General features: G+C 31.9%; 19 protein-coding genes. 11 read left to right on the top strand and 8 right to left on the bottom strand.

Features of this window, described 5'->3' with window-relative positions:
* The first annotated feature begins 14 nt into the window (after nucleotides 1-14).
* Complete coding sequence (locus G5V56_RS00250) at nucleotides 15-641, top strand: carbonic anhydrase (RefSeq protein ID WP_166959498.1); 627 nt, start codon at nucleotides 15-17, stop codon at nucleotides 639-641.
* Nucleotides 642-655: 14 nt separating this feature from the next.
* Here G5V56_RS00250 and G5V56_RS00245 read toward each other — a convergent pair whose 3' ends face one another.
* Entirely contained in the window at nucleotides 656-1,192 is a 537-nt protein-coding gene (locus G5V56_RS00245) for a CvpA family protein (RefSeq protein ID WP_166959495.1), read from the bottom strand.
* A 91-nt stretch (nucleotides 1,193-1,283) separates the two neighbouring features.
* Between G5V56_RS00245 and G5V56_RS00240 the strand changes: the two genes are divergently transcribed.
* The 6 genes from G5V56_RS00240 to G5V56_RS00215 all read left to right on the top strand — a co-directional run bounded on the left by G5V56_RS00240 (nucleotide 1,284) and on the right by G5V56_RS00215 (nucleotide 9,153).
* Entirely contained in the window at nucleotides 1,284-1,640 is a 357-nt protein-coding gene (locus G5V56_RS00240; RefSeq protein ID WP_166959492.1) for a hypothetical protein, read from the top strand.
* A gap of 168 nt (nucleotides 1,641-1,808) precedes the next feature.
* Nucleotides 1,809-2,828 carry a phenylalanine--tRNA ligase subunit alpha gene (gene pheS, locus G5V56_RS00235; protein WP_166959489.1) on the top strand — a complete coding sequence of 340 codons (1,020 nt, stop codon included), beginning with the start codon at nucleotides 1,809-1,811 and terminating at the stop codon, nucleotides 2,826-2,828.
* A 125-nt stretch (nucleotides 2,829-2,953) separates the two neighbouring features.
* On the top strand, nucleotides 2,954-3,442 hold the full coding sequence (locus G5V56_RS00230; RefSeq protein WP_166959486.1) for a GbsR/MarR family transcriptional regulator: 489 nt from the start codon (nucleotides 2,954-2,956) through the stop codon (nucleotides 3,440-3,442).
* A 12-nt stretch (nucleotides 3,443-3,454) separates the two neighbouring features.
* On the top strand, nucleotides 3,455-4,585 hold the full coding sequence (locus G5V56_RS00225) for an efflux RND transporter periplasmic adaptor subunit (RefSeq protein ID WP_166959483.1): 1,131 nt from the start codon (nucleotides 3,455-3,457) through the stop codon (nucleotides 4,583-4,585).
* Nucleotides 4,586-4,598: 13 nt separating this feature from the next.
* Nucleotides 4,599-7,733: an efflux RND transporter permease subunit gene (locus tag G5V56_RS00220; RefSeq protein ID WP_166959479.1), complete on the top strand. Its 3,135-nt coding sequence runs from the start codon at nucleotides 4,599-4,601 to the stop codon at nucleotides 7,731-7,733.
* A gap of 4 nt (nucleotides 7,734-7,737) precedes the next feature.
* Entirely contained in the window at nucleotides 7,738-9,153 is a 1,416-nt protein-coding gene (locus G5V56_RS00215) for an efflux transporter outer membrane subunit (RefSeq protein WP_166959477.1), read from the top strand.
* Nucleotides 9,154-9,167: 14 nt separating this feature from the next.
* Here G5V56_RS00215 and G5V56_RS00210 read toward each other — a convergent pair whose 3' ends face one another.
* Together G5V56_RS00210 and G5V56_RS00205 are read right to left on the bottom strand one after the other, a co-directional pair.
* Nucleotides 9,168-10,400, bottom strand: a complete 1,233-nt coding sequence (locus G5V56_RS00210; protein ID WP_166959474.1) for a DUF3999 family protein — start codon at nucleotides 10,398-10,400, stop codon at nucleotides 9,168-9,170.
* Nucleotides 10,384-12,939 carry a DUF2339 domain-containing protein gene (locus G5V56_RS00205; protein ID WP_166959471.1) on the bottom strand — a complete coding sequence of 852 codons (2,556 nt, stop codon included), beginning with the start codon at nucleotides 12,937-12,939 and terminating at the stop codon, nucleotides 10,384-10,386. The genes G5V56_RS00210 and G5V56_RS00205 overlap by 17 nt, the downstream gene beginning before the upstream one ends.
* A 138-nt stretch (nucleotides 12,940-13,077) precedes the next feature.
* Here G5V56_RS00205 and G5V56_RS00200 point away from each other — a divergent pair, with 138 nt between their 5' ends.
* Nucleotides 13,078-13,473, top strand: coding sequence for a hypothetical protein (locus tag G5V56_RS00200; RefSeq protein ID WP_166959468.1), 396 nt, complete (start codon nucleotides 13,078-13,080; stop codon nucleotides 13,471-13,473).
* A 122-nt stretch (nucleotides 13,474-13,595) separates the two neighbouring features.
* Here G5V56_RS00200 and G5V56_RS00195 read toward each other — a convergent pair whose 3' ends face one another.
* Nucleotides 13,596-14,597 carry an NAD(P)H-dependent glycerol-3-phosphate dehydrogenase gene (locus G5V56_RS00195; RefSeq protein ID WP_166959465.1) on the bottom strand — a complete coding sequence of 334 codons (1,002 nt, stop codon included), beginning with the start codon at nucleotides 14,595-14,597 and terminating at the stop codon, nucleotides 13,596-13,598.
* Nucleotides 14,598-14,816: 219 nt separating this feature from the next.
* On the opposite strand from G5V56_RS00195, the gene G5V56_RS00190 reads away from it, so the two are divergent.
* Nucleotides 14,817-15,758, top strand: coding sequence for a nicotinic acid mononucleotide adenyltransferase (locus G5V56_RS00190; protein ID WP_166959462.1), 942 nt, complete (start codon nucleotides 14,817-14,819; stop codon nucleotides 15,756-15,758).
* A gap of 25 nt (nucleotides 15,759-15,783) precedes the next feature.
* On the opposite strand, the gene G5V56_RS00185 is transcribed toward G5V56_RS00190, so the two are convergent.
* The 4 genes from G5V56_RS00185 to G5V56_RS00170 form a co-directional block, all read right to left on the bottom strand.
* A complete protein-coding gene (locus G5V56_RS00185; protein WP_166959459.1) occupies nucleotides 15,784-17,169 on the bottom strand; it encodes a Kelch repeat-containing protein in 1,386 nt (461 codons plus the stop codon).
* A 75-nt stretch (nucleotides 17,170-17,244) separates the two neighbouring features.
* On the bottom strand, nucleotides 17,245-17,823 hold the full coding sequence (gene nadD, locus G5V56_RS00180) for a nicotinate (nicotinamide) nucleotide adenylyltransferase (protein WP_166959456.1): 579 nt from the start codon (nucleotides 17,821-17,823) through the stop codon (nucleotides 17,245-17,247).
* A 9-nt stretch (nucleotides 17,824-17,832) separates the two neighbouring features.
* A complete protein-coding gene (gene gmk / locus G5V56_RS00175; protein WP_166959453.1) occupies nucleotides 17,833-18,420 on the bottom strand; it encodes a guanylate kinase in 588 nt (195 codons plus the stop codon).
* Nucleotides 18,421-18,444: 24 nt separating this feature from the next.
* Nucleotides 18,445-19,302, bottom strand: a complete 858-nt coding sequence (locus G5V56_RS00170) for a YicC/YloC family endoribonuclease (RefSeq protein ID WP_166959450.1) — start codon at nucleotides 19,300-19,302, stop codon at nucleotides 18,445-18,447.
* Nucleotides 19,303-19,707: 405 nt separating this feature from the next.
* On the opposite strand from G5V56_RS00170, the gene G5V56_RS00165 reads away from it, so the two are divergent.
* Entirely contained in the window at nucleotides 19,708-22,521 is a 2,814-nt protein-coding gene (locus tag G5V56_RS00165) for a helix-turn-helix and ligand-binding sensor domain-containing protein (protein ID WP_240911184.1), read from the top strand.
* A gap of 230 nt (nucleotides 22,522-22,751) precedes the next feature.
* Complete coding sequence (locus G5V56_RS00160; protein ID WP_166959447.1) at nucleotides 22,752-25,769, top strand: SusC/RagA family TonB-linked outer membrane protein; 3,018 nt, start codon at nucleotides 22,752-22,754, stop codon at nucleotides 25,767-25,769.
* Nucleotides 25,770-25,777 lie beyond the last annotated feature (8 nt).

The following is a 25,777-nucleotide window of genomic DNA, read 5'->3' as shown; positions in this document are numbered from 1 at the left end:
ATAAATTTAGTTGTATGGATTTAGGTAAAGTATTTGAAAACAATAAAAAATGGATTAAAGATAAGCTCTCTAATAATCCTAAGTATTTTGAAGAATTAGGCAAAGGCCAAAATCCAGAACTTTTATTTATTGGATGCTCAGACAGTAGAGTTACCTCAGAAGAACTTATGGGACTCGGTCCTGGAGATGTATTTGTGCATCGTAATATTGCAAACATGGTGATAAGCATTGATCTAAATGTGATGTCGGTTGTAAATTACGCCGTCAATAACCTTAAAGTAAATCATATAATTGTTTGCGGACATTATGAATGTGGTGGGGTAAAAGCCGCTATGCAATCGGCAGATTTAGGTATTTTAAACCCTTGGTTGCGTAATATTCGTGACGTGTACAGAATTCATAAAAATGAATTAAATCATATTGAAAACGAAGAGGAAAAATACGACCGTCTTGTTGAGCTTAATGTTAAAGAGCAATGTGTTAACTTGATTAAAACAGCAGCTGTTCAAAAAGCATATAGAGATAGAGGGTTACAAGTTCACGGTTGGGTGTTTGATGTGCATACAGGAAAACTCATCGATTTAAAAATAGATTTTGAAAGATATTTAAAAGATATTATGGAGATTTATCATCTAGATTAACTTCTCAACAAAGTCTATATATTACTTGAAGTATCTTCTTCTTCAATAATATCATCTCCTATCGGTTTTCCATTTACAATAACATTAGGAAATATGGTAGGAATTAAAGATTTTACAGGATTGTAAAGTACAGAACTTTCTTGATCAGCTTCTTTAACAAATAAAATGTTAGCATGTAATTTTTCCAACACAATTAAAATTACACTAAGTATCAAGGCGACTTTCAAACCGCCAAAAAGAGCGCCAAGTAGCTTATTTAATAGGCCTAGCATTGCAAAATCGGCTATTTTTGTTAAGGCTTTTCCTGCTAAAGAGATAACCAATACAATAATGATAAACGTAATGGCAAAAGCTGCGATATTAACAGTGTTTTCATTGCAATCTACACGGTCTTTTAAAAACGAGGCCGCAAAATTACTAAAATGAAATGCTCCATAGACGCCTGCAATTAAAGCAATCAAAGAAGCAACTTCAACAAAAAAGCCACGCGAAAAACCGCGTACCAATCCTAAAATTAACAGAACCAACAGAGCAATATCTAAAACACTCATAATAATTAGATTTATAACAAATATAAAACTTTGATACCAAACTACTTTGTAACTTTACAACTTTTAAATTTTACAATTTAGTAAGCTAAAAATGGCAAGAGACGAACAATTAAAACAACGATGGGAATTGGTAACAGAAAAATTATCCAATCAATTTGCAGATGGAGATACTCTAGATCTAGATGCTATTATATATTTAATAGGTGTTCAAGAACTAGGTCAATTAGACCGAACGTTTAAAAAGGAGCAAAAACTGGATTTAATGCATATTGCCATTTGTAAGTTACTAAGGCCTTATGGGTATTATGAACTTGATTTTGTTGATGATGAAGGGTGGCCACATTATAAAGCTAAAGAATCACTGCCATTTTTAAAAGCAGGAGAGCAAAGTGTGTTAATGAAAGAAGCTATTGTAAACTATTTTATAGAAACCGAATATATTGATTAGTTTTTGGGCGTTTCTTTTTAAAATATAAAGACGTGCTTTCGCAAGTCGCTTCCCAATTTTAATTGGGAGAGCTTCAACAATTGCTCAATCACTAACGCAATTCTCACAAAAATCATTAAATTTGCCACCTTTTAGATGCTGAAATTAAATCAGCGCAAGACGTATATCATGACAGATAAAATAAAAGAACTTATTGCAGAAGCAGAGGCATTTAAAGCACAATCCAAAGAAGAGATAGAGGCTTTTAGAATAAAATTTTTAGGGCAAAAAGGACTCTTAAAACACTATTTTGCTGAATTTAAAAATGTGGCCAACGACCAAAGGAAAGAGTTTGGTCAAGTGATTAATACCCTAAAAAAAACAGCCGAAGATAAAGTTATTGCTTTAAAAGAAGAGCTTGAAAGTAAAGAAGAAGTAAAAGGTGTTTATGGCGATTTATCAAGACCAGGAGAACCAATTGAAATTGGAGCACGTCATCCTATTTCAATAGTTAAAAATCAAATAATTGATATTTTTTCTCGTATTGGTTTTAATGTGAGTGAAGGTCCAGAAATTGAAGATGATTGGCACAATTTTACAGCGTTAAACTTACCAGAATATCATCCTGCACGCGATATGCAAGACACGTTTTTTATTCAAACGAATCCAGATATTTTATTGCGTACCCATACGAGTTCAGTTCAAGTGCGGTATATGGAAAATAATAAGCCGCCAATTAGGACTATATCACCAGGAAGAGTGTTCAGAAATGAAGCTATTTCCGCACGGTCGCATTGTTTCTTTCATCAGGTAGAAGGTTTGTATATTGATAAAGATGTTAGTTTTGCCGACCTTAAACAAACACTTCAGTATTTTACAAAAGAAATGTTTGGGAAATCAAAAATTAGGCTAAGACCATCGTATTTTCCATTTACAGAACCAAGTGCTGAGGTAGACGTGTATTGGGGATTGGAAACAGAAACCGATTATAAAATGACGAAAGGAACTGGTTGGTTAGAAATAATGGGATGCGGAATGGTTGATCCTAACGTGTTGGAAAACTGTGGAATAGACTCAAAAGAATATACAGGTTTTGCATTTGGAATGGGAATTGACAGAATAGCATTGCTTCTTCACCAAATTAGTGATATTCGGTTACTAAGTGAAAATGATGTACGTTTCTTAGAGCAATTTAAAGGAGCGCTATAAATACTACTTGTTTATAAATTTTAGCCGATAGTAAGTATCGGCTTTTTTTATTTAACAATTATTTAACTTCGTTTGGTTCGGTAAAAAACGAACCTTAATTATATTTGCACTTATTTTTTTTGGTTATGAATGAGGAGTTGCGCAAACAAAAACATGCTTTAGTTGAAAAACTAGGGGTTTTAATAGAAACAAAGGATCAACTAGCTCCAGTTGAAGCCCGTATTTTATCATATATTATACTAACAGGAAAAGCAGGAACTACTTTTGAAGATTTAGTTACTAAACTTTGTGCTAGCAAAAGTACTATTTCTACGCATTTAAATCATTTACAGGATTTAAAGAAAATCATCTACTTTACAAAAGCAGGAGATCGAAAAAAGTATTTTATAATTAACCAAGATATGATTACTCAGGGGATTGATGAAATGATTGACTCTTGGGCTAATCAAAAGCAATTACATATTGAAATTAAGCAGTATAAAGAACAAGCAAACACAATTATTCCCGATGAAACATCAAAATTTGATTTAGAGTTTCACGACAATTATATTCAATTTTTAAACGAAGCAACAAAATCTATTTTAGAATTACGAACAAAAATTACAGATAAATAAATTAGCCATACAATGAAAAAGATCAACTTAAAACCAATATTAACAATATGCTTAGCGGTACTTTTATCAAGTTGCGGAAATAAGCAAGAGAACCAACAAGCTCCTCAAAGACCACCTGCAACCTTTCCAGTTGCACAAATAAAGCCCAAAACAATAACAGGTTATCAAGAATACCCAACAAACATTGAAGGCATCATAAACAGTAATGTTAGAGCGAAAGTTTCAGGATATATTCAAAAAGTATTTGTTGATGAAGGTCAGAAAGTTAAAAAAGGACAAACACTTTTTAAATTAGAAACACAATCATTAAGTCAAGATGCAGATGCGGCCAAAGCGCGTATTAACGTAGCGCAAGTAGAAGTAAACAAATTAATTCCTTTGGTTGAAAAAAATATTATTAGTCCTGTACAATTAGAAACTGCAAAAGCAAATTTGGTACAAGCAAAAGCAAATTACAGTAGTATAGTGGCTAATATTGATTATGCAACGGTAAAAAGTCCTGTAGACGGATATGTGGGTTCTATTAATTTTAGACAAGGCTCACTAATAAGTCCAAACGATGCAACCCCTTTAACCACGGTTAGTGATATTAAACAAGTGTATGCTTTTTTTAGTATGAATGAAGCAAATTATTTAGATTTTTTGCAAAGTGCTAAAGGAGAAAACTTAAAAGAAAAGATTGCTAATTTTCCTGAGGTTAGTTTAATACTCGCCAATGGAAATACCTATGCTGAAAAAGGAAAAATTCAAACAAGTTCTGGTCAAATAAATCAAAACACAGGAACAGTAAGTTTTAGAGCAGTTTTCAATAATCCAAATCAGTTATTAACTAATGGGAATAGCGGAAAAATTAAAGTTCCTACTATCTATAAAGATGCGATAGTGATTCCTCAAGAAGCTACTTATGAGGAGCAAGGACATGTTCTGGTTTTTAAAATAGGAGAAAATAATATGGTAACAACCTCTTTGATTAAAATTAAAGCTTCTATTGATAATTTATATGTTGTAGAATCGGGTGTAAAAGAAGGAGATAAAATTGTAACTACCGGTGTAGGAAAGTTAAAAAGTGATATGCCAATTACACCTCAAGAAGTTCCTTTTGATAGCATAATCAAACCGATTAAAAAATTATTTAAAAACTAGAAACTTATAAATTATGTTAAAGACATTTATTGAAAGACCTGTACTCTCTACAGTTATTTCTATCATTATAGTTATGCTTGGATTTATAAGTATTTCAAGTTTACCTGTAGAACAATATCCCGATATAGCCCCGCCAACCATTAAGGTAACAGCTTCCTACCCAGGAGCTAATGCAGAAACGGTTTTAGAGAGTGTTGTTATACCCATAGAAGAGCAAATTAATGGTGTGGAAGGAATGACATATATTACCTCTACCGCATCTAACAATGGTACCGCAGATATTACCGTATATTTTGATCAAAATATAAATGCCGATGTGGCTGCTGTGAATGTTCAAAATAGAGTAGCACGCGCCAATCCACTATTACCGCAAGAGGTAAAACAAACAGGAGTTACCACACAAAAGCAGGAGACAAGTGCTTTAATGTTCTTGTCTATGTATTCTAAGAATAAAGATTATGATGCGACGTTTATTCAAAATTATTTAAAAATAAATGTTATTCCAGCATTACAACGTATTAATGGTATTGGTGATGTTGGTGTATTTTCTCAACAAGATTATGCCATGCGAATTTGGCTAAAGCCAGAAAAATTGGCTGCGTATAACTTAATCCCTTCAGATATAACAGCTGTTTTAAAAGAACAAAATTTAGAAGCTGCGGCAGGGTCATTAGGAGAAAATAACGGCGAAGCTTTTTCGTATGTTTTAAAATATAGTGGTCGTTTTAAAGAAGAAAAACAATATGCCAATATTATTGTAAAAGCACTTGGTAATGGAGAATTTTTGCGTTTAAATGATGTAGCGGATATTGAATTGGATGCACAATCATATTCTTCAAGCGCTGTAAGTTTAGGACATCCAGCAGTATTTATGGGTATTTTTCAAACAAAAGGATCAAATGCCCAAGACATTATTGAAAACATTAAAAAAACATTAGAAAATGTTAAAAAGGATTTACCTAAAGGTCTAGATATTTTTATTCCGTATGACACTAGTTTATTTTTATCGGCCTCTATTGATAAAGTTGTAACTACCTTATTAGAGGCTTTCTTATTGGTGTTTATTGTGGTATTTATCTTTTTGCAAGATTTGCGTTCCACATTAATTCCGGCTATAGCTGTTCCTGTATCCATTATTGGTACATTTTTCTTCTTGAATTTGTTCGGGTACTCTATCAATTTACTAACATTGTTTGCTTTAGTTTTAGCTATTGGAATTGTGGTTGATGATGCTATCGTTGTAGTTGAAGCCGTGCATGCTAAAATAGATCAAGGGGAGAAAAGTGCTAAAAAAGCAACCTTAACGGCTATGCATGAAATTGCAGGAGCCATAGTCTCAATTACGTTGGTAATGGCAGCAGTATTTATACCTGTAACGTTTGTAGAAGGTCCTACAGGAGTGTTTTACAAGCAATTTGGTGTAACATTAATTATAGCAATTCTTATTTCGGCAGTAAATGCTTTAACATTAAGTCCAGCCTTATGTGCGTTGTTTTTAAAGCCACATGATGAAGATGAACACAAAAACAAAGGTTTTGCTAAACGTTTTTATGTGTTATTCAACCGTGGATTTGATGCCACTGTTCAAAAATACAGCAACTCACTTCATTTTCTTTACAAGAAAAAATGGATTCCTATTGTCTTATTGCTACTAGTTGTTGTTGGTATTTTTTGGGCATCTAAAACAATGCCAACAGGTTTTGTGCCTAATGAAGACAGAGGGATTATTTTTACAAATATAGAATTACCGGCAGGAGCGTCTTTAGATAGAACTAGTAAGGTAACGGAAGAATTGTACAGTAAAATACATAATTTACCTGGAGTTGAAGATGCGTCTTTCATTAAAGGGCGAAGTTTAATAAGTGGATCAGGAAGTAATTACGCTATAGGATTTGTAAAACTTAAAGACTGGAAAGATCGTGAAGACCCATCATTATCTACCGAGGCTATAACTGGTAAATTGTTTGGTTTATCATCATCTATTCCCGAAGCTAATATTATTTTCTTTGCCCCACCAAGTATTAGAGGTTTTGGTAACTCGGCAGGTTTCGAAGTTAATTTATTAGATCGTTTTGGAGGTAAGTTTACAGATCTTGATAAAGCCAATCAAAATTTTATTGGGGCTTTAATGAAACATCCAGAAATTAAATATGCTCAATCGTCTTTCAATACCAAATATCCACAGTATGAAATGCAAGTGAATGTGCCTTTAGCAAAAGAAAAAGGAGTTCCAATCAATAGCATATTTTCTACGTTACAAGGGTATATAGGAGGTGTGTATGCATCAGATTTTTCACGATTTGGAAAACAATTCCGGGTGTATATTCAATCCTTACCAGAAGACAGGGCTGATGTTGATGCTTTGAATAGCATGTATGTTAGAACTGATACAGGCGAGATGACTCCAATAACTCAGTTTGTAACTCTTAAAAGGGTTTATGGCCCGCAATCGGTAACACGTTTTAATTTATTTAATTCTACAAGTTTAACTGGAGCTACAAATCCGGGTTATAGTACAGGAGATGCTATTAGAGTTATTGAGGAAGAAGCCGCAAAATTACCAAGTAATTATACAGTTGCCTATTCTGGTTTAACACGCGAAGAGGTAAAAGCAGGTAATCAAACAACCTTTATTTTCATACTAAGTATTTTGTTCGTTTACTTTTTATTGTGTGCTCAATACGAAAGTTACATTTTGCCTTTGGCTGTTGTGCTTTCCCTTCCTTTCGGTGTTTTTGGAGCCTATATCAGTTCGAAAATGATGGGACTTGAAAACAATATTTATTTTCAAATTGCCTTAATCATGCTTATTGGATTGTTAGCTAAGAATGCTATTCTTATTGTGGAGTTTGCTCGACAAAGAAGGCTTAATGGAGAAAGTATACTGGATGCAGCCATCGATGGAGCTAAAGCTAGGTTGCGACCAATTTTAATGACCTCCTTCGCCTTTATTTTAGGGTTGATGCCTTTGGTGTTAGCTAAAGGCGTTGGTGCGGAAGGAAACAGATCTATTGGCACTGGTGCCGCAGGAGGCATGCTTATTGGGACTCTTTTAGGAATATTTGTTATTCCTATTCTATTTATTTTATTTCAATGGTTACAAGAAAAAATTTCAAGTAAACCAGTAATTCAAACTATTGAAGATTAACATTATGACATCTATTATAAAACATAAATTTTCTGGTAAATTAATTCTTTTAGTGGCTGTATCGTTAACATTACAAAGCTGTTTTGTTGCTAAAAATTACGAGCGACCCAAGTTAGAAGACACCCAAAATTTGTATAGAACAGATAATTTGCCAAGTGATAGTGTATCAATGGCAAATGTATCTTGGAAATCGTTATTTTCAGATCCATACTTAGATCAGTATATTGAGGAAGGGCTCAAAAATAACATTGATATTCGTATAGCTATTCAGCAAATAGTAACCGCAGAAGCCTATTTAAAACAAGGTAAAGCAGGTTTTTTGCCAACCTTGAACTTAAAAGGAACAGCATCACATCAAGAGTTGTCTGAAAACAGCCAATTTGGTTCCATTTTTAATGGATCGATAGAGCAATTTGAACTATCATCTAATTTGTCGTGGGAAGCGGATATTTGGGGTAAAATACGAAGCAACAAACGTGCTTATAATGCTAGTTATCTTCAAAGTGTTGCAGCACATCAAGCTGTAAAAACAAAATTAGTCTCAAGTATTGCCACAACGTATTATCAATTGGTAGCCTTAGATGCCCAATTAGAAATAACTAAGCAAACTATTAAAAACCGTGAAAATAGCGTTGAAACTATAAAGTCTTTAAAAGATGCTGGACAAGTTACACAAGTAGCGGTTGATCAAAATATTGCGCAGTATAATAATGCAAAAGCATTACAAGTAGATCTTGAAACAGCTATTTTTAAAACCGAAAATGCTTTGAGTATTTTATTGGGAAAACCAGCTCAGAACATTGAAAGAAGTTCTTTAGATTCTCAACATATTGATACGGACATAAAACTGGGTGTTCCAGCGTTGTTATTGAGCAATAGACCAGATGTTAAATCTGCCGAATATGGCTTAATTCAGTCATTTGAACTAACCAATGTAGCTAGGAGTAATTTTTATCCATCCCTAACATTAACGGCAACAGGCGGTCTTCAAAGTTTAGAATTAAATAAATTACTGAATACAAATTCGTTGTTTACTAATTTGGTTGGAGGTTTAACCCAGCCTATTTTTAATCAACGAAAAATAAAGACACAATTTGAGGTGGCTAAAGCACAGCAAGAACAATCTTTGTTAAAATTTAAAAAAGCACTATTGGTTGCAGGCAATGAAGTATCAAATGCATTATATGGTTACAATGCCGAAACTCAAAAGTTTGAATACAGACAAAAAGAAGTTCAGGCTTTGCGCAATGCCGAGTCCAATTCAGAAGAATTATTAAAGAATGGGTATGCCAATTATTTAGATTTATTAACGGCAAGACAAAGTGCTTTAAGTGCTGAATTGAATGTAATTGATAGCAAATTACAACAACTTTTAACCGTTGTTAATCTATATGAAGCTTTAGGTGGCGGTTGGAATTAGGAATAATATGAGGCTTATTTGCTTTTCATCATCTTTAAGGTGAATAAGCCTAGTATTAATATAATTACAATAATGAGTCCCCAAAGCCAAAGTTTATTTTCAAAAAGGGGTTCTTTAATAGGAACAGGTGGCTTTTCAATAAGTTGTTCGTCTCCTAAGTTTAAAGCTGATAATGTATCAGGAATTTTTGAAGTAAAACGTTCTATATCATAATTTGGTTTAAAGGCAGAAGGATTTCCGTAAGTTAAATAATAGGTTGCGGGCTCTGTAAATCTTACAGCTAATTCATAAACACATCCTTTTACCGTAACAGAATCTATGGGTAACGGTTCGTTATCTTGATTATTTATGCTTATTTTAATTTTTTTAAGAATGGTACTTTTAAATGTATAACTGTTAGTCTCAACGGAGTTAAGCGTTCCTTGTAACAAGCTTCTATAGTTATATTTCCATCCTTTTTCGGTTTGAATACTATCAGACACATATTGCAAAATAAAAGGACGATAATAGTCAAAATCTCCATGCACATGAATGTTTATAGAACTAACTGGTACTGTATTAGAAAGAGTCATGTTTAGTTCGGTGCTTTTGTTACGTAGGTTTTGACTGGTTGTAATATTCTTAACGGGATAATTTTTATAAACACCGCTAACAACCGTATTTAAGGAGGCCTTTACATCTTTTAATTCGGGCTCCTCATCACTTTTCACAAGCAATCTAAAGAATTTATATTTAGAATTTGGAAACGTTATATCGGTATATTGATAAAATGTTTCGGCATTTTTTATGGACAGAATTCTGTAGTCATCAACAATAGTAAACCAATCTTGCTGATTTTGACTTCCTTCTAATGTAACATGCCAATCAAAATTAAATTGCTTAAATTCTAAGTGTAGTTTGTTTATAGGTTCTTGCGTTGGAACTTCTAATGTAAAATAATACCCTTTTTTAGTTTTAGATGTATTAAGACGTTTAAAATTTACCGAAGTATTCGTTATTTTATCACTTTTAAGGCGCAATATATAAGCGGCTTCAACAGTGTCTTGTTTTTCTGTAATCCCAAAAACACGTATATCGGAGATGTTTTGAGATACGTTTCTATAGAGGTCGTCTGGTAAAATAAGTTTATGCCAAGAATCAGTGACACCTGTTAATTCTCTTTTATAATTATAGTCCTTCATTTGTGCGTTGGTGTAGGTTATAACCAATAAAAAAAGGATAGTAAATAGTTTAGTCTTCAGTATCATCAGCAATTTGATTCTTAAATTTATTATATAAAAATGAAATGATTAAAAGTAAAATACCTAAAGAAACAAATACAATAGTTTTTGAAAGTGTTCCTAAATGGGCAATATCATAAAAGAAAAGTTTTATTAAAGTGATTGAAAACAAAACAATAGCAGCAACACGTAAATATTTTTGTTTTTTCCAAATTCCTAATCCTATTAAAGATAATGAATAAATACCCCAAAGGATGCTTAATCCTAACTTATATGACTGTGTAGCTCCAGAAAGATCCATGATATTAATAAGCTCACTGCTCAAAATCCATAGTAACGTTATATGAAATAAGATGCTAAAATTAATGTTGTTATCCATGTTCATAAAGCTTGTCTGGGTATATCTATAACTCACGAACAAGGTTAAGGCAAGAAACACATAAGAGAGATAGCGAATTATGATATTGAAACTTCCAATATGATAATATTCTTCAAGGTATTGGCTAAGATAACTATCCCTCAACTCACTGAGCGTGTATAATCCAATAAAAAGAAAACATAAAACCACTAAACCGTTTAGGGCTATATTAATTAAACCTAAGGTTCTGTCTTTTATTTTTTTAATGTTGATAATGGAAAGTATAGATACAAAAGCCATAGAATACACGAGCAACCAAATAGTTTTAAAATTTAATATATCATAATTACTATAGTACTGATAGTTGTCTAGCGTAATTTCGGAATTTTTATAGAGCATTTGAAAATAGTGTTCTATTTCAAAAAATAAACCAAAATACACAGCGCTTAAAATAATAGCCGGAAGCATAAAGGACACCAATTTTAATAAGCCTTCATTAGATTTTATTGGTGACACATAACGTTTGTTTTTATGGAGATAATACATAAAGCCAAAGGCAGCAACAAATAAAATAGTACTTAAAAAATAGGTGTTTAAAATTGGTGTAAGTGTATGTGAGGTGTCAAACGACCTAAAGTTTAAGTATCCAGTCCCCCAATCTTGATAAAGACTTAAAACAGCTAAAGCCATTAAGGGATAAGACAGATATTCATAAACGGAAATCTGTTTTGTTCTACCAATCCAAAAAATTAAAGCAGCTTCTCCAACCCATAATAAGGTCACCCAGTTTCCATCTAATTGTACAGGAATAGCAATGGTTATAAATACTAAAACTAAACCAGAAACGAGATAAAATAAATTTCTATCGGCAAGTTTCAGTTTGTAAATAATAACACTAACTATAAAATGTAATACAGCATTTGAAAGGGTAAAAACCCCTAATAACTGACTTCCAGTTTCGTGATTTTCTAAAATATTATAACCAAGACCATAAAAAATAAATGAATTAGCCAGTAAAAGAAAAATATCGAGCGTTTCAAACTGCTCTTTTTTTAGTAGTTTGTACCCTAGGAATGCCGCGTAAAATATTACAAAAAACAGACACAGAAAGGATAAAGCCACAGTAAAATAATCACTAGCTACGTAGCTGGCAGTATACCACGAAAAGAAAATAAGCCATGTTAATCCAAAAGAGGTGTAGTATAGAGATTTCCAATAGTTCTTAAAGGCCAATACTAAAATTCCCATATTGATAATTCCCATATAACTAAAAAGAATGGTAGCATTTCCTGAATCATCACTAAGTAAAAACGGAACGGCGTAGGCACCAACCAACCCGATAAGAGCAATAACATGGTTGTTGTATTTTAAAGCCGCAAAAACTGTAAAGACCGTAAAAATAAACATAAGCACGAACGCAACTTCTTGATGAAAGAAAAGGTAGTAAGTATATGCTGCATAGGTGATAAAATACATGATGGTCATGGCACCACTTACCAAAACGGCACTAAAATTTTCATATTTCAGTTTCAATTTCATGCCTAAACCTAACAACCCAACACCTGCTAAATAACCTAAAATTATTCTGGTAAGCGGACTTATTAAGTTGTTTTCAATGGAGTATTTTGAACCAATAGCAACTCCTATTACTAAAATGGCAATACCAATTTTGTTGATCAGGTTTTCTCCAATAAATTTTTCGAGATCATTACTTATTTTTATTGGTTTATGAGATGTTGGTGTCGAAGACGGTTCAAATTCTTTTGTTTTTTCAACTGTAGATTTCTGAACGGGCTTTTGATGTGATTTAGCTTGGCTTGTTTTTGGAACGGCTATCCATAAGATGATGTAGAGAAAAAATCCAATGCCAAAAAATAGCGATAAGAGTATCCAAAGGAATCGTACAACATATCTGTTTAATCCCAAATAGTTTCCTAAACCAGAGCAAACACCACCTAAACCACGATGGTTAACATCTCTAAAAAATCCTTTTGGTGTTTCGTTAACTTCAGCTTTTTTAGTTGTAGAATCTGTAGCAACGGACACTTCAACAACAGGTTCTTTCTTAACAGATTCACTAGTTTTAGAACCCTTCAAAAGTGTTAATTCCTGTTGTAATTCACTAATTTCTTTAGAAAATGTTTCTTGTTTTTTTAAAAGAAGATCCAATTTATTTTGAAGTTCAGATAGTTTGTCTTGCTCACCCATTGTTGGTCCATTTTAAATTAAAAACTGTCATATATTAATGAAGTGGGATTTCATAATAATTATAAGTAGCTCTAACTAAGATAGTATTTTTTAATCAGTAAAATGTCTAAATTTGAATTGAAAATAAATATACCTATTTTGAAAAAAGATATCACTATTCCAAAAGTAGAAAACGTTTATGTTGCCATTGTAAATGAGTATAATGAGACGTATAAAACGAACGACTGGAATGCTTACATTATTAATGATAAAGACGTTGATTTAGAAATGGTACTTATTGTTACCAGTGGTTATTCTGAAGATAAAGCAACCTCTGTTTTTAGAAAAAAACTAGATACACTACCTAAAAAAAGCTATGCTAAAATAGAGTTGATGCAGGAAGAGTTGTTTGCATTAAACAACACCTTTAAAGTCTCTTTTTTTGTAGGGAATACCATGTTTGATAAAACCTATTTGTTCAGAAAAAACACAATTAACGAAAAAGCTTTGCAAACAATTCCTTTAATGAGTGTAAAAGGTGTGTTGGTAAAGTAGCTATAGCGTTATTACGAAGTCGTTACGACTGAAGTAATCAGTACAATTAGGAGTTTAAAATTGTGAGATTGCTTCATTTCATTCGCAATGACGGTTCGTTTCGTCACTGCTTTAAAGTTTAACTAATCCAATTTTTCTGTTAGTTTTTTAAAAGTCTTTTTAGGGTCTTTACCTTCATATAGAATGTCGTAAACTGCATCAATGATAGGTAATTTGGTTTTTTTTGTATTTTTCGCGTTGAGTAAATGCGCACTTTTTGTAGCATAATACCCTTCAGCAATCATACTCATTTCCATTTGAGCCGATTTTACGGTATAGCCTTTACCAATCATATTTCCAAACATGCGGTTTCTGGAGAATACAGAATAGCCAGTAACTAACAAATCACCTAAATAGGCTGAATTGTTAATGTTGCGTTTCATTTTGTGCATTTTCTTAATGAAACGACGCATTTCCCTAATAGCGTTGCTCATTAAAACACTCTGAAAATTATCACCATATCCTAAACCATGAGCAATACCAGCAGCAATAGCATAAATATTTTTAAGCATCACCGCATATTCTACTCCCATGATATCATCACTAATTTTAGTTTTAATATAATCACTGGATAAGTTTTTTGCGATTTCTTTGGCTTTTTTAGGATCAGCACAAGAAATGGTAAGGTACGATAGGCGTTCTAGCGCCACCTCTTCGGCGTGACAAGGACCAGCAATAATGGCTATATTTTCTAAGGGAACATTATATAAGGTATTAAAATGTTCGCCTACCAACATACCAGATTCTGGCATGATACCTTTTACGGCAGAAACAATAATTTTTTTAGAGATATCAATGTTTAATTTTTCAAGTTCACTATGCATAAAAGCCGAAGGAATTACAAAAATTAAAACATCAGCATATTCAGCAATCTCATTAATATCGTTGCTTAGTTTTAATTGTTCTAAACGAAACTCTACTGAACTTAAATAATTTGGGTTGTGTTGTTCTCTTAATAAATGCTCTTTGGTATAAATACTTCGCATATACCAACCTACTTTAGGAAGATTTTCACAAAGCATTTTCACAATAGCAGTCGCCCAACTTCCAGCACCAAAAACGGCATATTTTAGTTGATTACTCATACTTAAAAAATGGTTATGGCTTCAAAAGTACATAAAATATTAGTTATTGGTAAGCCCTTAATTTCATTATAAAATATTTTTTGGCATGTGTTTTGAATATCTGTTAATAGAACCTTAAAATTTAGGCGTATGAAATGAGCATTACAAAAATTTCAATTTACAGGAAATCTTTACTATGCGAATGACATCTGGCCATTTAATAACTTAAAAAACGAACAGATGAAAACTTTAAAATTACTTTTAGGATTTGCGTTAACAGCAACACTTTTTACGTCGTGTTATACCGATGTTGTTGTTGATAATTATGTAGACGAACCTACAATTTCAGTCAATCAATTATTAAACTCATACGAATTGTGGTATGTAGACATAAATAAAACCGTTGGGTATGGTACAACCCCTTTTTTACAAAAGGCATTTACTTTGTCTTTTAGAAACGGAACTTTGTATGCTAATAATAATTTGGTGGGTATTGGAAGTACTGGAAACGGATTTGGTATTGCAGTTGCAGATTATGATGCCTATAATATGATTTTAGATGTACAACATGATATCGATGGTTTTGAAACCTTTGATGTGTATCAAATAGACAATAATACCATAGAGCTTTATAACCCAAATAATGATACATCGTATTTTTTAGACGGGTATCAACGAAATAATTTTGATTACGATTTCGTATTCTATGATAATATCCACTACTTCTTGCAAGAATATGATGCTTGGGAAAAAACATATACTAGTCAGTATGGCGCTATTAATGAGTTTGATAACGAAAACTACTTACAGTTTTTAGCTGGAGGCAATGATGACGAATTTAGAAGCTCACAAGATGCACCAGGAACCAGTGTCAATAATTTATTCTGGGATTATACAGGTGTTTATGGTGTTGGTAACATAAGTGGAAATGTGTCTTTAAAAACTTTAACATTAGATTATGATTTCTTCAACAATGAACACTTTGAATTAAGCGTTATAAATGACGGAAAGATAGAGTTATATCATCCAGCGTCGCAAACCGTTTATGAATTTGTTGGAAGAGGATTTATTCAATATTTAAAAACAGCAAATACAAAAGGGAAAGCAACAACTTCAACTGAAAAGTTGCGTAAAGAAAGAAAAGATAAAGTACAAAACCCGAGAGAAAATACTCGAGTATAATACATAGTTTGGTTGGTTATTTAGTTTAGAAACCGTTTAAGGAGCTTTCCTTAAGCGGTTTCTTTTGTTTAATTAATTTTTTTGAGTTATTTATTTTAGTTCTTAAAAAATCGTTTACATTAATTGAATATAAACTTGAAGAAGGTGATTTTTCAAATTCATCTTTTGTATATCCTCCTATTATATATAGGTTATTGTTATAATATTGAAGTTGAGAATTTTTAAGGTACAAATCAATTTTGTATTCATTTAGTGTTTTAGTAATGGTATTATATGTTAGCATTTCACCATCGTTAAAAATGTATATGGTATTGTCATAGTGCGTTAACGCAGGGTTTTCAATACCATGAAATAAGTCTCCTTCTTTTTGCCATTTTCCAGTTGCTAAATCATAAGATTCTATTTCGGTAAGTGGTTTTTCATTAAATCCGCCAATAAGATATATTTTATCATTTATTAAAACACCATTAACTTCTTTTGGTTTTGTCATTTTATGTAATTCGTACCAATATCCTGAAGTAATGTTATACATATGAGAAGCATCGGTATAAACCTTTTCTCCATTGTTTTTTAATTTGATTGAGCCTCCCATAACAATAATGTTATCTTTATAGGTAAATGATGCAAAATTTATTGCTTGGTGTGGATTTGTATTGTCAACAATAATTTGTTGTGTGTTAACATCAAAAACTTCAATTTTATCATCTAAATACTCCTTTTTTCTATTTGCAGATAATGTTTTACCTCCAAAAACATACAACTTATTATTAAAGTAATTTATGTTATGATATGCTCGTTTGTCAAATTTTAAATTTGATGTTGACCAGGTATCTTCATCTATATTGTAAATTTGTAACTTTTCGCTATAATTTTCCCATGACATATTACTTGCAAGAGCGTCTATAAGATCAGCTAAACTGCTACTAGGACTCCGAAGAACAGCCTTCTTCCATATGTCTTCCAAAAATGATTGATCTCCACCAATAACATATAGTTTGTTATCAATTAGAGATGATCCAAAACCATATAGACCTTTTTTAAGAGAAGTAAGTGTTTTAAAGGGTAATTTAGAGTTTAACTTAATACGGACGTTTAATTTTATTTCGTCAAGTTCTTCTATTTTTGTTTTAAGAAACACTTTGTAATTAGTATCTTTTAATGATGCTATGGTTACTTTTTTAGTTGTGTAACCTATTTTAGAAAATTGGAGCGTATCAGATGCTTTAATTTTTGATTCTACAGATATTTTAAATTCACCATCTTTATTAGAGACTGTTCCCGTATTGTCTTTTTGATAAAATACAGTAACATTTTCAATAGGGAGATTAGTTTCTAAGTCTAAGATGGTTCCTTTTATGTTTTGCCCTACCAGTAAGCACGATGATAGCAACAGAATATAAGTTAACTTCATAGTTGATTTTTAAAATTAGTACAAATTGTTTTAAAAATGCTTAACTAAATTAGGAAATATTCTTACAAAATAAATTTATTTATAAAAATTCATTTCGTCAAGATACTCCCAAACATGTTGTGGTAACATGGGCTGGACGTTTTTACCTTCTTTTATAGAGTTACGAATAAAGGTTGAAGACAGCTCCATAATAGGAGCATTTATAGGATGTATTTTTTTATGTCCATCAAATTGGGTTTCTATGGTATTTTCAGAAACTCGTGGGTATACATAGATGTGATGATTTTCAAGAATGAGCTCGTAGTTTTTCCATTTATGAAAACTTTTTAAATTGTCTTCACCCATAATCAATGCAAACTGATACGTTGGATATTTTTCCTGTAAATAAGCTAAGGTATTTATGGTGTAATTAGGTTGTGGTAAGTTAAATTCAATATCACAAGGATTTAGTTTAGTGTAGTCTTTTGTAGCTCTGTAAACCATTTCTAAACGCTGATAATTATCTAATAACGTACTTTTCTTTTTAAACGGACTATGAGGGGTTACTACAAACCAAACTTGGTCTAAATCACTATGTTCTGCTATGTGATTAGCAATAACTAAATGACCAATGTGAATGGGATTAAAAGATCCGAAAAACAATCCTACCTTCATGTGTTCTTGTTAAGAAGTTACAAAGTTTTTAACCAAATCCTCAGCTTCAACAAGAGCTTTATCTAAATAACGATTTTCAATAATAACATCAAATAAAGGCGCTGTGGCCAATTCGGCAGAGGCTTTAGAAATACGCATATTTATTTTATCGTCACTTTCAGTTTTACGTTTTTTAAGTCTTATTTTAAGCTCGTCAATACTGGGAGGTTTTACAAAAATAGCTAATGTTTCCTCAGGAAATTTTCGTTTAATACGTAAGCCTCCAGAAACATCAATATCAAAAATAACGTGTTTGCCTTTTGCCCAAATACGCTCGACTTCACTTTTTAAAGTACCATAAAAATTATCGCGATAGACTTCTTCCCACTCTAAAAACTCGTCATTTTTAATTTTGGTTTTAAATTCTTTAGCCGATAAAAAATAGTAATCTTTTCCGTGTACTTCTTCGCCCCGTCTTTCTCTCGATGTGGCTGAAATAGAAAATTCTAAATTTAACGCTTCAATGCCCAATAAATGTCTAACAATGGTTGTTTTACCAGAGCCAGAAGGTGCCGAAAACACGATTAGCTTTCCTTTAAAGTTAGGTTGTGTACTCAATTTTTATATTTTATTATGTCTTTTTTATAAGACATTTAATAGTTGTTCTTTAATTTTTTCTAGCTCGTCCTTCATTTGAACCACCAATTGTTGCATAGGTGCATAGTTACTTTTTGAACCAATGGTATTGATTTCTCTTCCTATTTCCTGACTAATAAATCCAAGTTTTTTACCATTAGAATCGGTTGAATTTAAGGCTTCAATAAAATAATCTAAATGATTTTTTAAACGCACTTTTTCTTCAGTAATATCAAATTTTTCGATGTAGTAAACCAATTCTTGTTCAAATCTGTTTTCATCATATTTTTCTTTTAACTCTTCAACCCCTTTTGTTAAACGCTCACGAACACCATCAATGCGTTCAGGGTCCATTGTTATGACTTTCTCCAATAAATCATCAATAATTTTAATGCGATTTTTAAAGTCTTTTTCAAGAACTTTCCCTTCGTCTAATCTGTAATTATTAATAAGTTCTATGGCAGAAATTATTTCATTTTGAATAGCTTTCCATTCGGTTTCATCAATTTCTTCACGCACAGTATTTAAGGCATCCGGAAACCGAACGGCCATTTTTAAAAGCTCAATCTCATCGCCATCAACTACTTTTTTTAACTGATTGATATATTGTTTTACAACAGGCTCATTTATTTGTGTTGAAGTATCCTCCGCAGTCATTTCAACATAAATAGAAAAATCTATTTTACCACGCTCTAATTTATCGGCTAGAAGCTTTCTTATGTCAAGTTCTTTTTCTCTGTAAATGGAAGGCATTCTAGCATTTAAATCTAAATTTTTACTATTTAGAGATTTAAGTTCTATACTTATTTTTTTGGTAGGTAATTGTAAAACAGATTTGCCGTAGCCAGTCATTGAATATATCATACGCTTATATATAAAGTTATACAAAGGTAACTAAAACCTTAGGTTTTGAAAACACATAAAAAGTTCTTTTGAAATACAATAGGAGTATTAAAAAGAAATGAAGGAAGTATTTTTAATGAAAAAAGGGAATATATGAACATATATTCCCTTTTCCCCACATAATCTGAGTTTTGGGATTTACCCGATTACAAGCCAAATTAACAAATTTTCTATGATACAAAATATGACTTTTGTTAGGTTTTCAACTGAGAAAACAGCGATTTTAGTTTAATGTATTTATATACAGAAAGTTAATATTTTTTAAGCCTTAATGGAGGCGTTAATTAATATTAAAAAAACCAAGTAGGAATCATAGTAACTATTATTTTTATTACATTAGTGTGTTACAACTAAACTATTTTTGTCTTGAAACAATTTAAAATCTTTTGTTTTTACGTTTTCTTATTAGTTTCAGTGACCCTTTTAGCTCAAGAGAGACCTCCAATACAAACCTATTCACCTAACGAATACGGTGCCGAAAATCAAAATTGGGGTATTTCACAATCTAAGGATAAATATATTTATGTTGCAAACAATAAAGGTCTGCTAGAGTATAATGGCGCAAGGTGGAAGTTGTACAGTTTACCTAATCAAACAATTGTAAGATCTGTTAAAGTAATAGACGATTTAATTTATACAGGTTGTTACAGAGATTTTGGGTTTTGGAAACGCAATAACTTTGGTGTATTAACCTATGTTTCGTTAGCTAAAAAACTTAATATTTCGTTTTTAGAGGATGAAGAGGTTTGGAATATTATTTCTATTGATAATTTTATTGTATTTCAAACACTCAATAGGATTTATTTATATAACAAGGGGACTGAGACATATACCATAATAGATTCTGATACAACCATCAATAAAATTTTTAAAGTAAATCAAGGTGTTTATTTTCAGAAAGCTAAATACGGTGTTTATGAAATACACAATGGCAAGCCAAGATTAGTGTCTGATGACCCAATACTAAAAACAAATTTATTAGTAAACATTTTTAACCTTAACGGTGATATTTTGTTTGAAACAGAAGATAATGGTTTTTATATTTTAAAAAATAACGCTTTGGTTAGATGGGAAATTCCTGCAAACAATATTCTCTTAAACGATAGAATTTATTGTAGTACCCAATTAAAGGATCAAAGTTTTGTTTTAGGCAGTATTTCAAATGGTATTTTGCTAATTTCTGCTGATGGGAAAGTAAACTCTCAAATCAATCAAAATAATGGATTAAGTAATAATACCGTACTTTCTGTTTTTGAAGATTTTGATAGTAACATTTGGCTTGGACTAGAATATGGAATTAATTGCATAAATATAAAGTCGCCATTTAAAATATATAATGACGAAAAAGGCAAAATAGGATCTGTTAACACTTCTATTCTTTATAATAATAGGTTGTACATAGGAACCAATCAAGGCTTGTTTTATAAAGATGTCGATAAGGATTCTACATTTAAATTTATAAAAGGCACACAAGGCGCCACATGGTGCTTAACGGTTATTGATGAAAAACTTTTTTGTGGACATAATTCAGGAACTTTTATTATCAATGGAGACAAAGCGCGGTTAATATCAGATGTTTTAGGCACATGGGATATAAAACCCATTGAGAATCATAGTAATTTATTACTCCAAGGAAATTATGACGGTTTATATATTTTAGAGAAGAAAAATGGAAATTGGCATCTTCGAAACAAATTAGATGGTTTTGATATATCAAGCCGATATTTTGAAATGCTTAATGAAACAGAAGTATTTGTAAGCCATGAATATAAAGGTGTTTTTAGAGTAAAATTAAATACTGACTACACTAAAGTGTTATCCGTTTCTAAAGATTCCTCTGCGCATAAAGGAACTACGACCAGTTTAATTAAATACAAGGATGATTTTTTATACACGGAAGAGGATGGTGTTTTTAAATATAGCTCAGAAAGAAATAGATTCATAAAAGATTCTATTTTAAGCCAGTTATTTAATGAGCAAACCTATACCTCTGGAAGATTGATTAATGATATTAAAGGGAATAAATTATGGTCATTTTCTTCACAAGAAATAAGTTATGTAACACCAAGTAAATTAAGTAATATTCCCAAAATAAATAATATTTCCTTACCGAGATCAATTAGAAGTGATGTGTCTGGCTTCGAAAATATTTCATATTTATATAACAACAAATACTTATATGGAAATTCATCTGGTTATATTCTAATAGATTTAGACAAATTGCATAATGAATCTCATGCAATTAAAATCAATTCTATTTCAAATAGTAATTTCAAAAGCGGTTTTAAATCTAATTATTTAGATCGTTCTGCTAAAGGAGACTTACAGAACAATCAAAATAATATCGAGTTTCATTATAGCGTACCCGAGTTTAACAAATATCTGGTTACAGAATACCAATATAAATTAGAAGGCATTTATAACCAATGGAGTAATTGGTCTCCTAAACCTAGTGAAGTATTTGAGAATTTACCTTACGGAGATTACACGTTTTTAGTTCGTGCCAGAGTAGGTAATACGCTTTCTAGTAATACTGAAAGTTATAGCTTTAAAGTTGAAAGGCCCTGGCTATTATCAAATAAGATGATTGCTGTTTATATCATTCTATTGTTATTCTTGTCATTAGTCATTCATAATATGTATAAGCGTTATTATAGAAAACAACGAGAAGAACTATTGTACAAAACTCAAAAGGAGCTTGAATTAAAAGAACTTGAAAACAAACAACAATTAATGCGCTTTAACAATGAGAAGTTGAAACAAGATATTGAAAATAAAAATAGAGAATTGGGAATTTCGACCATGAGTTTAATTAAGAAAAATGAATTTTTAAACAATTTGAAAACTGAATTAAAAAATGCAGATGATATTAAAAAGGTTAGACGAATTGTTAAAATAATTGATAAAAACTTGAATAATACAGATGATTGGAATTTGTTTGAAGAGGCTTTTAACAATGCCGATAAAGATTTCCTTAAAAAGGTTAAAAGCGAGCATCCTGCGCTTACATCCAATGATTTAAGATTATGCGCTTATCTTAGGCTAAATTTATCTTCAAAAGAAATTGCGCCTTTATTAAATATATCTCCTAGAAGTGTTGAAGTTAAGCGGTATCGTTTGCGTAAAAAAATGGGATTATCTCACGAATCTAGCTTAACAGATTATATTTTAAATATTTAACGACACAACACGGGTCGTTTTTACCTATACATTACCACAACATATACCTTTATTATCGCTTAAGAAGAACAAGTATTTCTCGATACTATTTGTTTGTAAACCCTTTAAAGATTAATGTTTTGTTAAAAAAGCATCAATTTTTTTGACGTGTATACCTTTTGTTAAGGTGTAAAAAGAGAATATGATAATCTTAAATGTTAATTTTAGTTAAACTAAAAAACTAATTTCAAATGAGACAAACTCTCTTAAAAATTCTAACCTTATTCTTCGTTGCGTATACAAGTGCGCAAAATGTTGACATAAGTGGAAATGTACAAGACACCGGGGGAATACCAATTCCTGGTGTGAATGTTATTGTAAAAAACACCTCAAAAGGGGCTGTTACAGATTTCGATGGAAATTTTACAATTAATGGTGTTGACAAAGGGTCAACACTAATGTTTAGTTATATTGGTTACATAACTAAAGAAGTGGTTATTACTACTGGTGATAATTTATCAATTACTTTGGAAGAAGATATTGCTAAATTAGATGAGGTAGTGGTCATTGGGTATGGTACTCAAACCAAAAAAGAAATTACTGGAGCGGTAAGTGTGGTTTCTAACCAAACTATAGAAGCACTGAAGCCTACCAGAATCGAACAAGCACTTCAAGGTCAGGTTGCGGGTGTAAATATTACATCACAATCTGGAACTCCTGGAGGAGCTAGTACTATTAGTATAAGGGGTGTCTCAACGAACGGAGACAGTAGACCCTTAATTTTGGTAGATGGTAACGTTATTGAAGATTTAAGTGTTTTAAATCCGAATGACATCGAAAGCATGAATATCCTCAAGGATGCAACTGCTGGTATTTATGGTGTTAGAGCTGCCAATGGTGTTATATTAATTACAACAAAAACAGGGCGTAAAGAAATGCCTCTTACAGTAGAGTACAACGCTTACGGAGGATTTCAACAAACTACTAGAAAAATTCCTGTACTAAATGCCAGTGAGTATGCAGTCATTGTTAATGAAGCGTATGCGGCAGGAGGATTTACACCGCCATTTTCTGATTTATCTAACTTAGGAGAGGGAACCGATTGGCAAAATCAAGTATTTGAGAGTGCTCCAATTCAAAATCATAACATCCTTTTTAAAGGAGGAGGAAAAAAATCATCCTATTCTTACAGTGGATCATTTTTAACACAAGATGGTATTGTAGGCGGAAATAACTCTAATTTCACTCGTTTTACAAATAATGCTAGTTATAACTTAGATTTTTTAGACAATTTTAAGTTAACTTCTGGCATTACCTTAATGAGGACAAACAAGAGAAATCTTCCTGAAAATTCAAATTCTTCAGTGCTTTTTAATGCAATAAATATGGCACCAACATTTTCAGTATATGACGAAAATGGGGACTATACATTAGCAGAAGGACTAGGAGGTGAAGTTATAAACCCTTTAGCACAGATTGACGATACTTACGACAGAACCAAAGTAATGCGTTTAAGTGGAAATGCAGGCTTATCGTATAACTTTCTAGATCACTTTACAGCACAATCTAATATTCAATTTAACTACTCAGAAGTTAGAGGTAAAATTTTTAACCCTATTGCTTATTTTGGTAGTGGTAAAAATAGTAATGTACTAAGAAGCAGCGTAAGGGAAACATTAAATTATTACAGAGATTATACGTTTGACGCTACTATTAAATACGACAACAGGTTTAATGATGTACACAAATTAAATGTGCTTTTAGGAACCTCAGTGTTTAAAACTGCAGGTGAAGGTATAGGTGTTACTGGATTTGATATTAGAGATAATTCAGTTTTAAATGCTAGTATAGCCGAAGCAAAAGATCTTGAATACGATAGCAGGTTTACAGGTAGAAATGCAATATTTGATTCTAGGTTATTGTCTTATTTTGCCAGAGTACAGTATGACTATAAAGGAAAGTATTTATTATCGGTACAAGTAAGACGTGATGGCTCAACAAAATTTGGTCCTAAAAACAAGTTTGGATATTTTCCTTCTGGGTCTGTTGGATGGATAGCCTCTGATGAAAACTTTCTTAAAGACAATAATTTTATCAACTTATTAAAATTAAGAGCCTCGTATGGGATTCTTGGAAATGATAGAATTGGAGATTACAGATACGTATCACTATTAAACGGCGAAGGAACTTATATCTTTAATGATCTAGAAGTTATTGGTAAAGCCAGTGGAGGCATAGCCAATCCAGAAATTAAATGGGAAAAACAAAAGACGTTTGATGTTGGTGTTGATATGAGAGTTCTAAATAATAAAGTAGATATCACAGCTGATTATTTCAAAAAAAGAACTGAAGATTTATTAGTAGATCCTCAAGTTTCAGGATTGCTTGGTACAGGCGGAGCTCCTTTTGTAAATGGGGGAACTGTAGAAAATCAAGGCGTGGAATTTGCTATTGGTTACTCGGATAATTTTAGTGAGAATTTAAAATTTAGTGTTAAGTATAATGTGACTTACTTAAAAAATGAAGTTATTTATGTAAACACTAATACAGGCTTTCTTACAGGGGGTAGCTTTGGAATAAGCCAACCGCCACCATCAAGAATGCAAGCAGGATTCCCAATGGGATATTTTTATGGATATAAAACAGATGGAATTTTTCAAAATCAAGCAGAGATTGATGCATCTGCAGTTGGCGATATTGCTCCCCAACCAGGAGATATAAAATATGTAGATCAAGATGGAGATGGTGCAATTACTTTGGACGATAGAGTCAATTTAGGAAATCCATTGCCAGATGCAACAATGGGTCTCAATGTATCTTTAGATTATAAGAATTTTGATTTTGCGGCTTATGCCTTTGCCTCATTAGGAAATGAAATTGTCCGTAATTATGAACGTGGTCAACAATTAACAAACAGAACTATTTCTTATTTAGGACGTTGGACAGGAGAAGGAACTAGTAATTCTTTTCCAAGAGTTTCAAATGGAGCAACTCCAAATGGTTTATTTTCTGATTTTTATGTAGAAGATGGTTCTTTTGTACGTTTACAAAATGTACAATTTGGATATACGTTTTCCGATAAAGTTTTGGAAAACTCTAAAATAAGCAAATTGCGGCTTTACATTTCGGCAAATAACTTATTTACATTAACCGAATACAAAGGTTATGATCCAACTGCTTCTAGTGGTGCTCCACTAGGAGGAGGTATAGACCAAGGGTTTTATCCTAGTGCTAAAACATTTTTATTAGGAATTAACTTAAAATTTTAATGAGTATT

This window comes from Yeosuana marina, assembly GCF_011762485.1.
In the GTDB taxonomy this organism is placed as follows: domain Bacteria; phylum Bacteroidota; class Bacteroidia; order Flavobacteriales; family Flavobacteriaceae; genus Yeosuana; species Yeosuana marina.
This window is presented reverse-complemented; position numbering and strand designations above follow the sequence as displayed.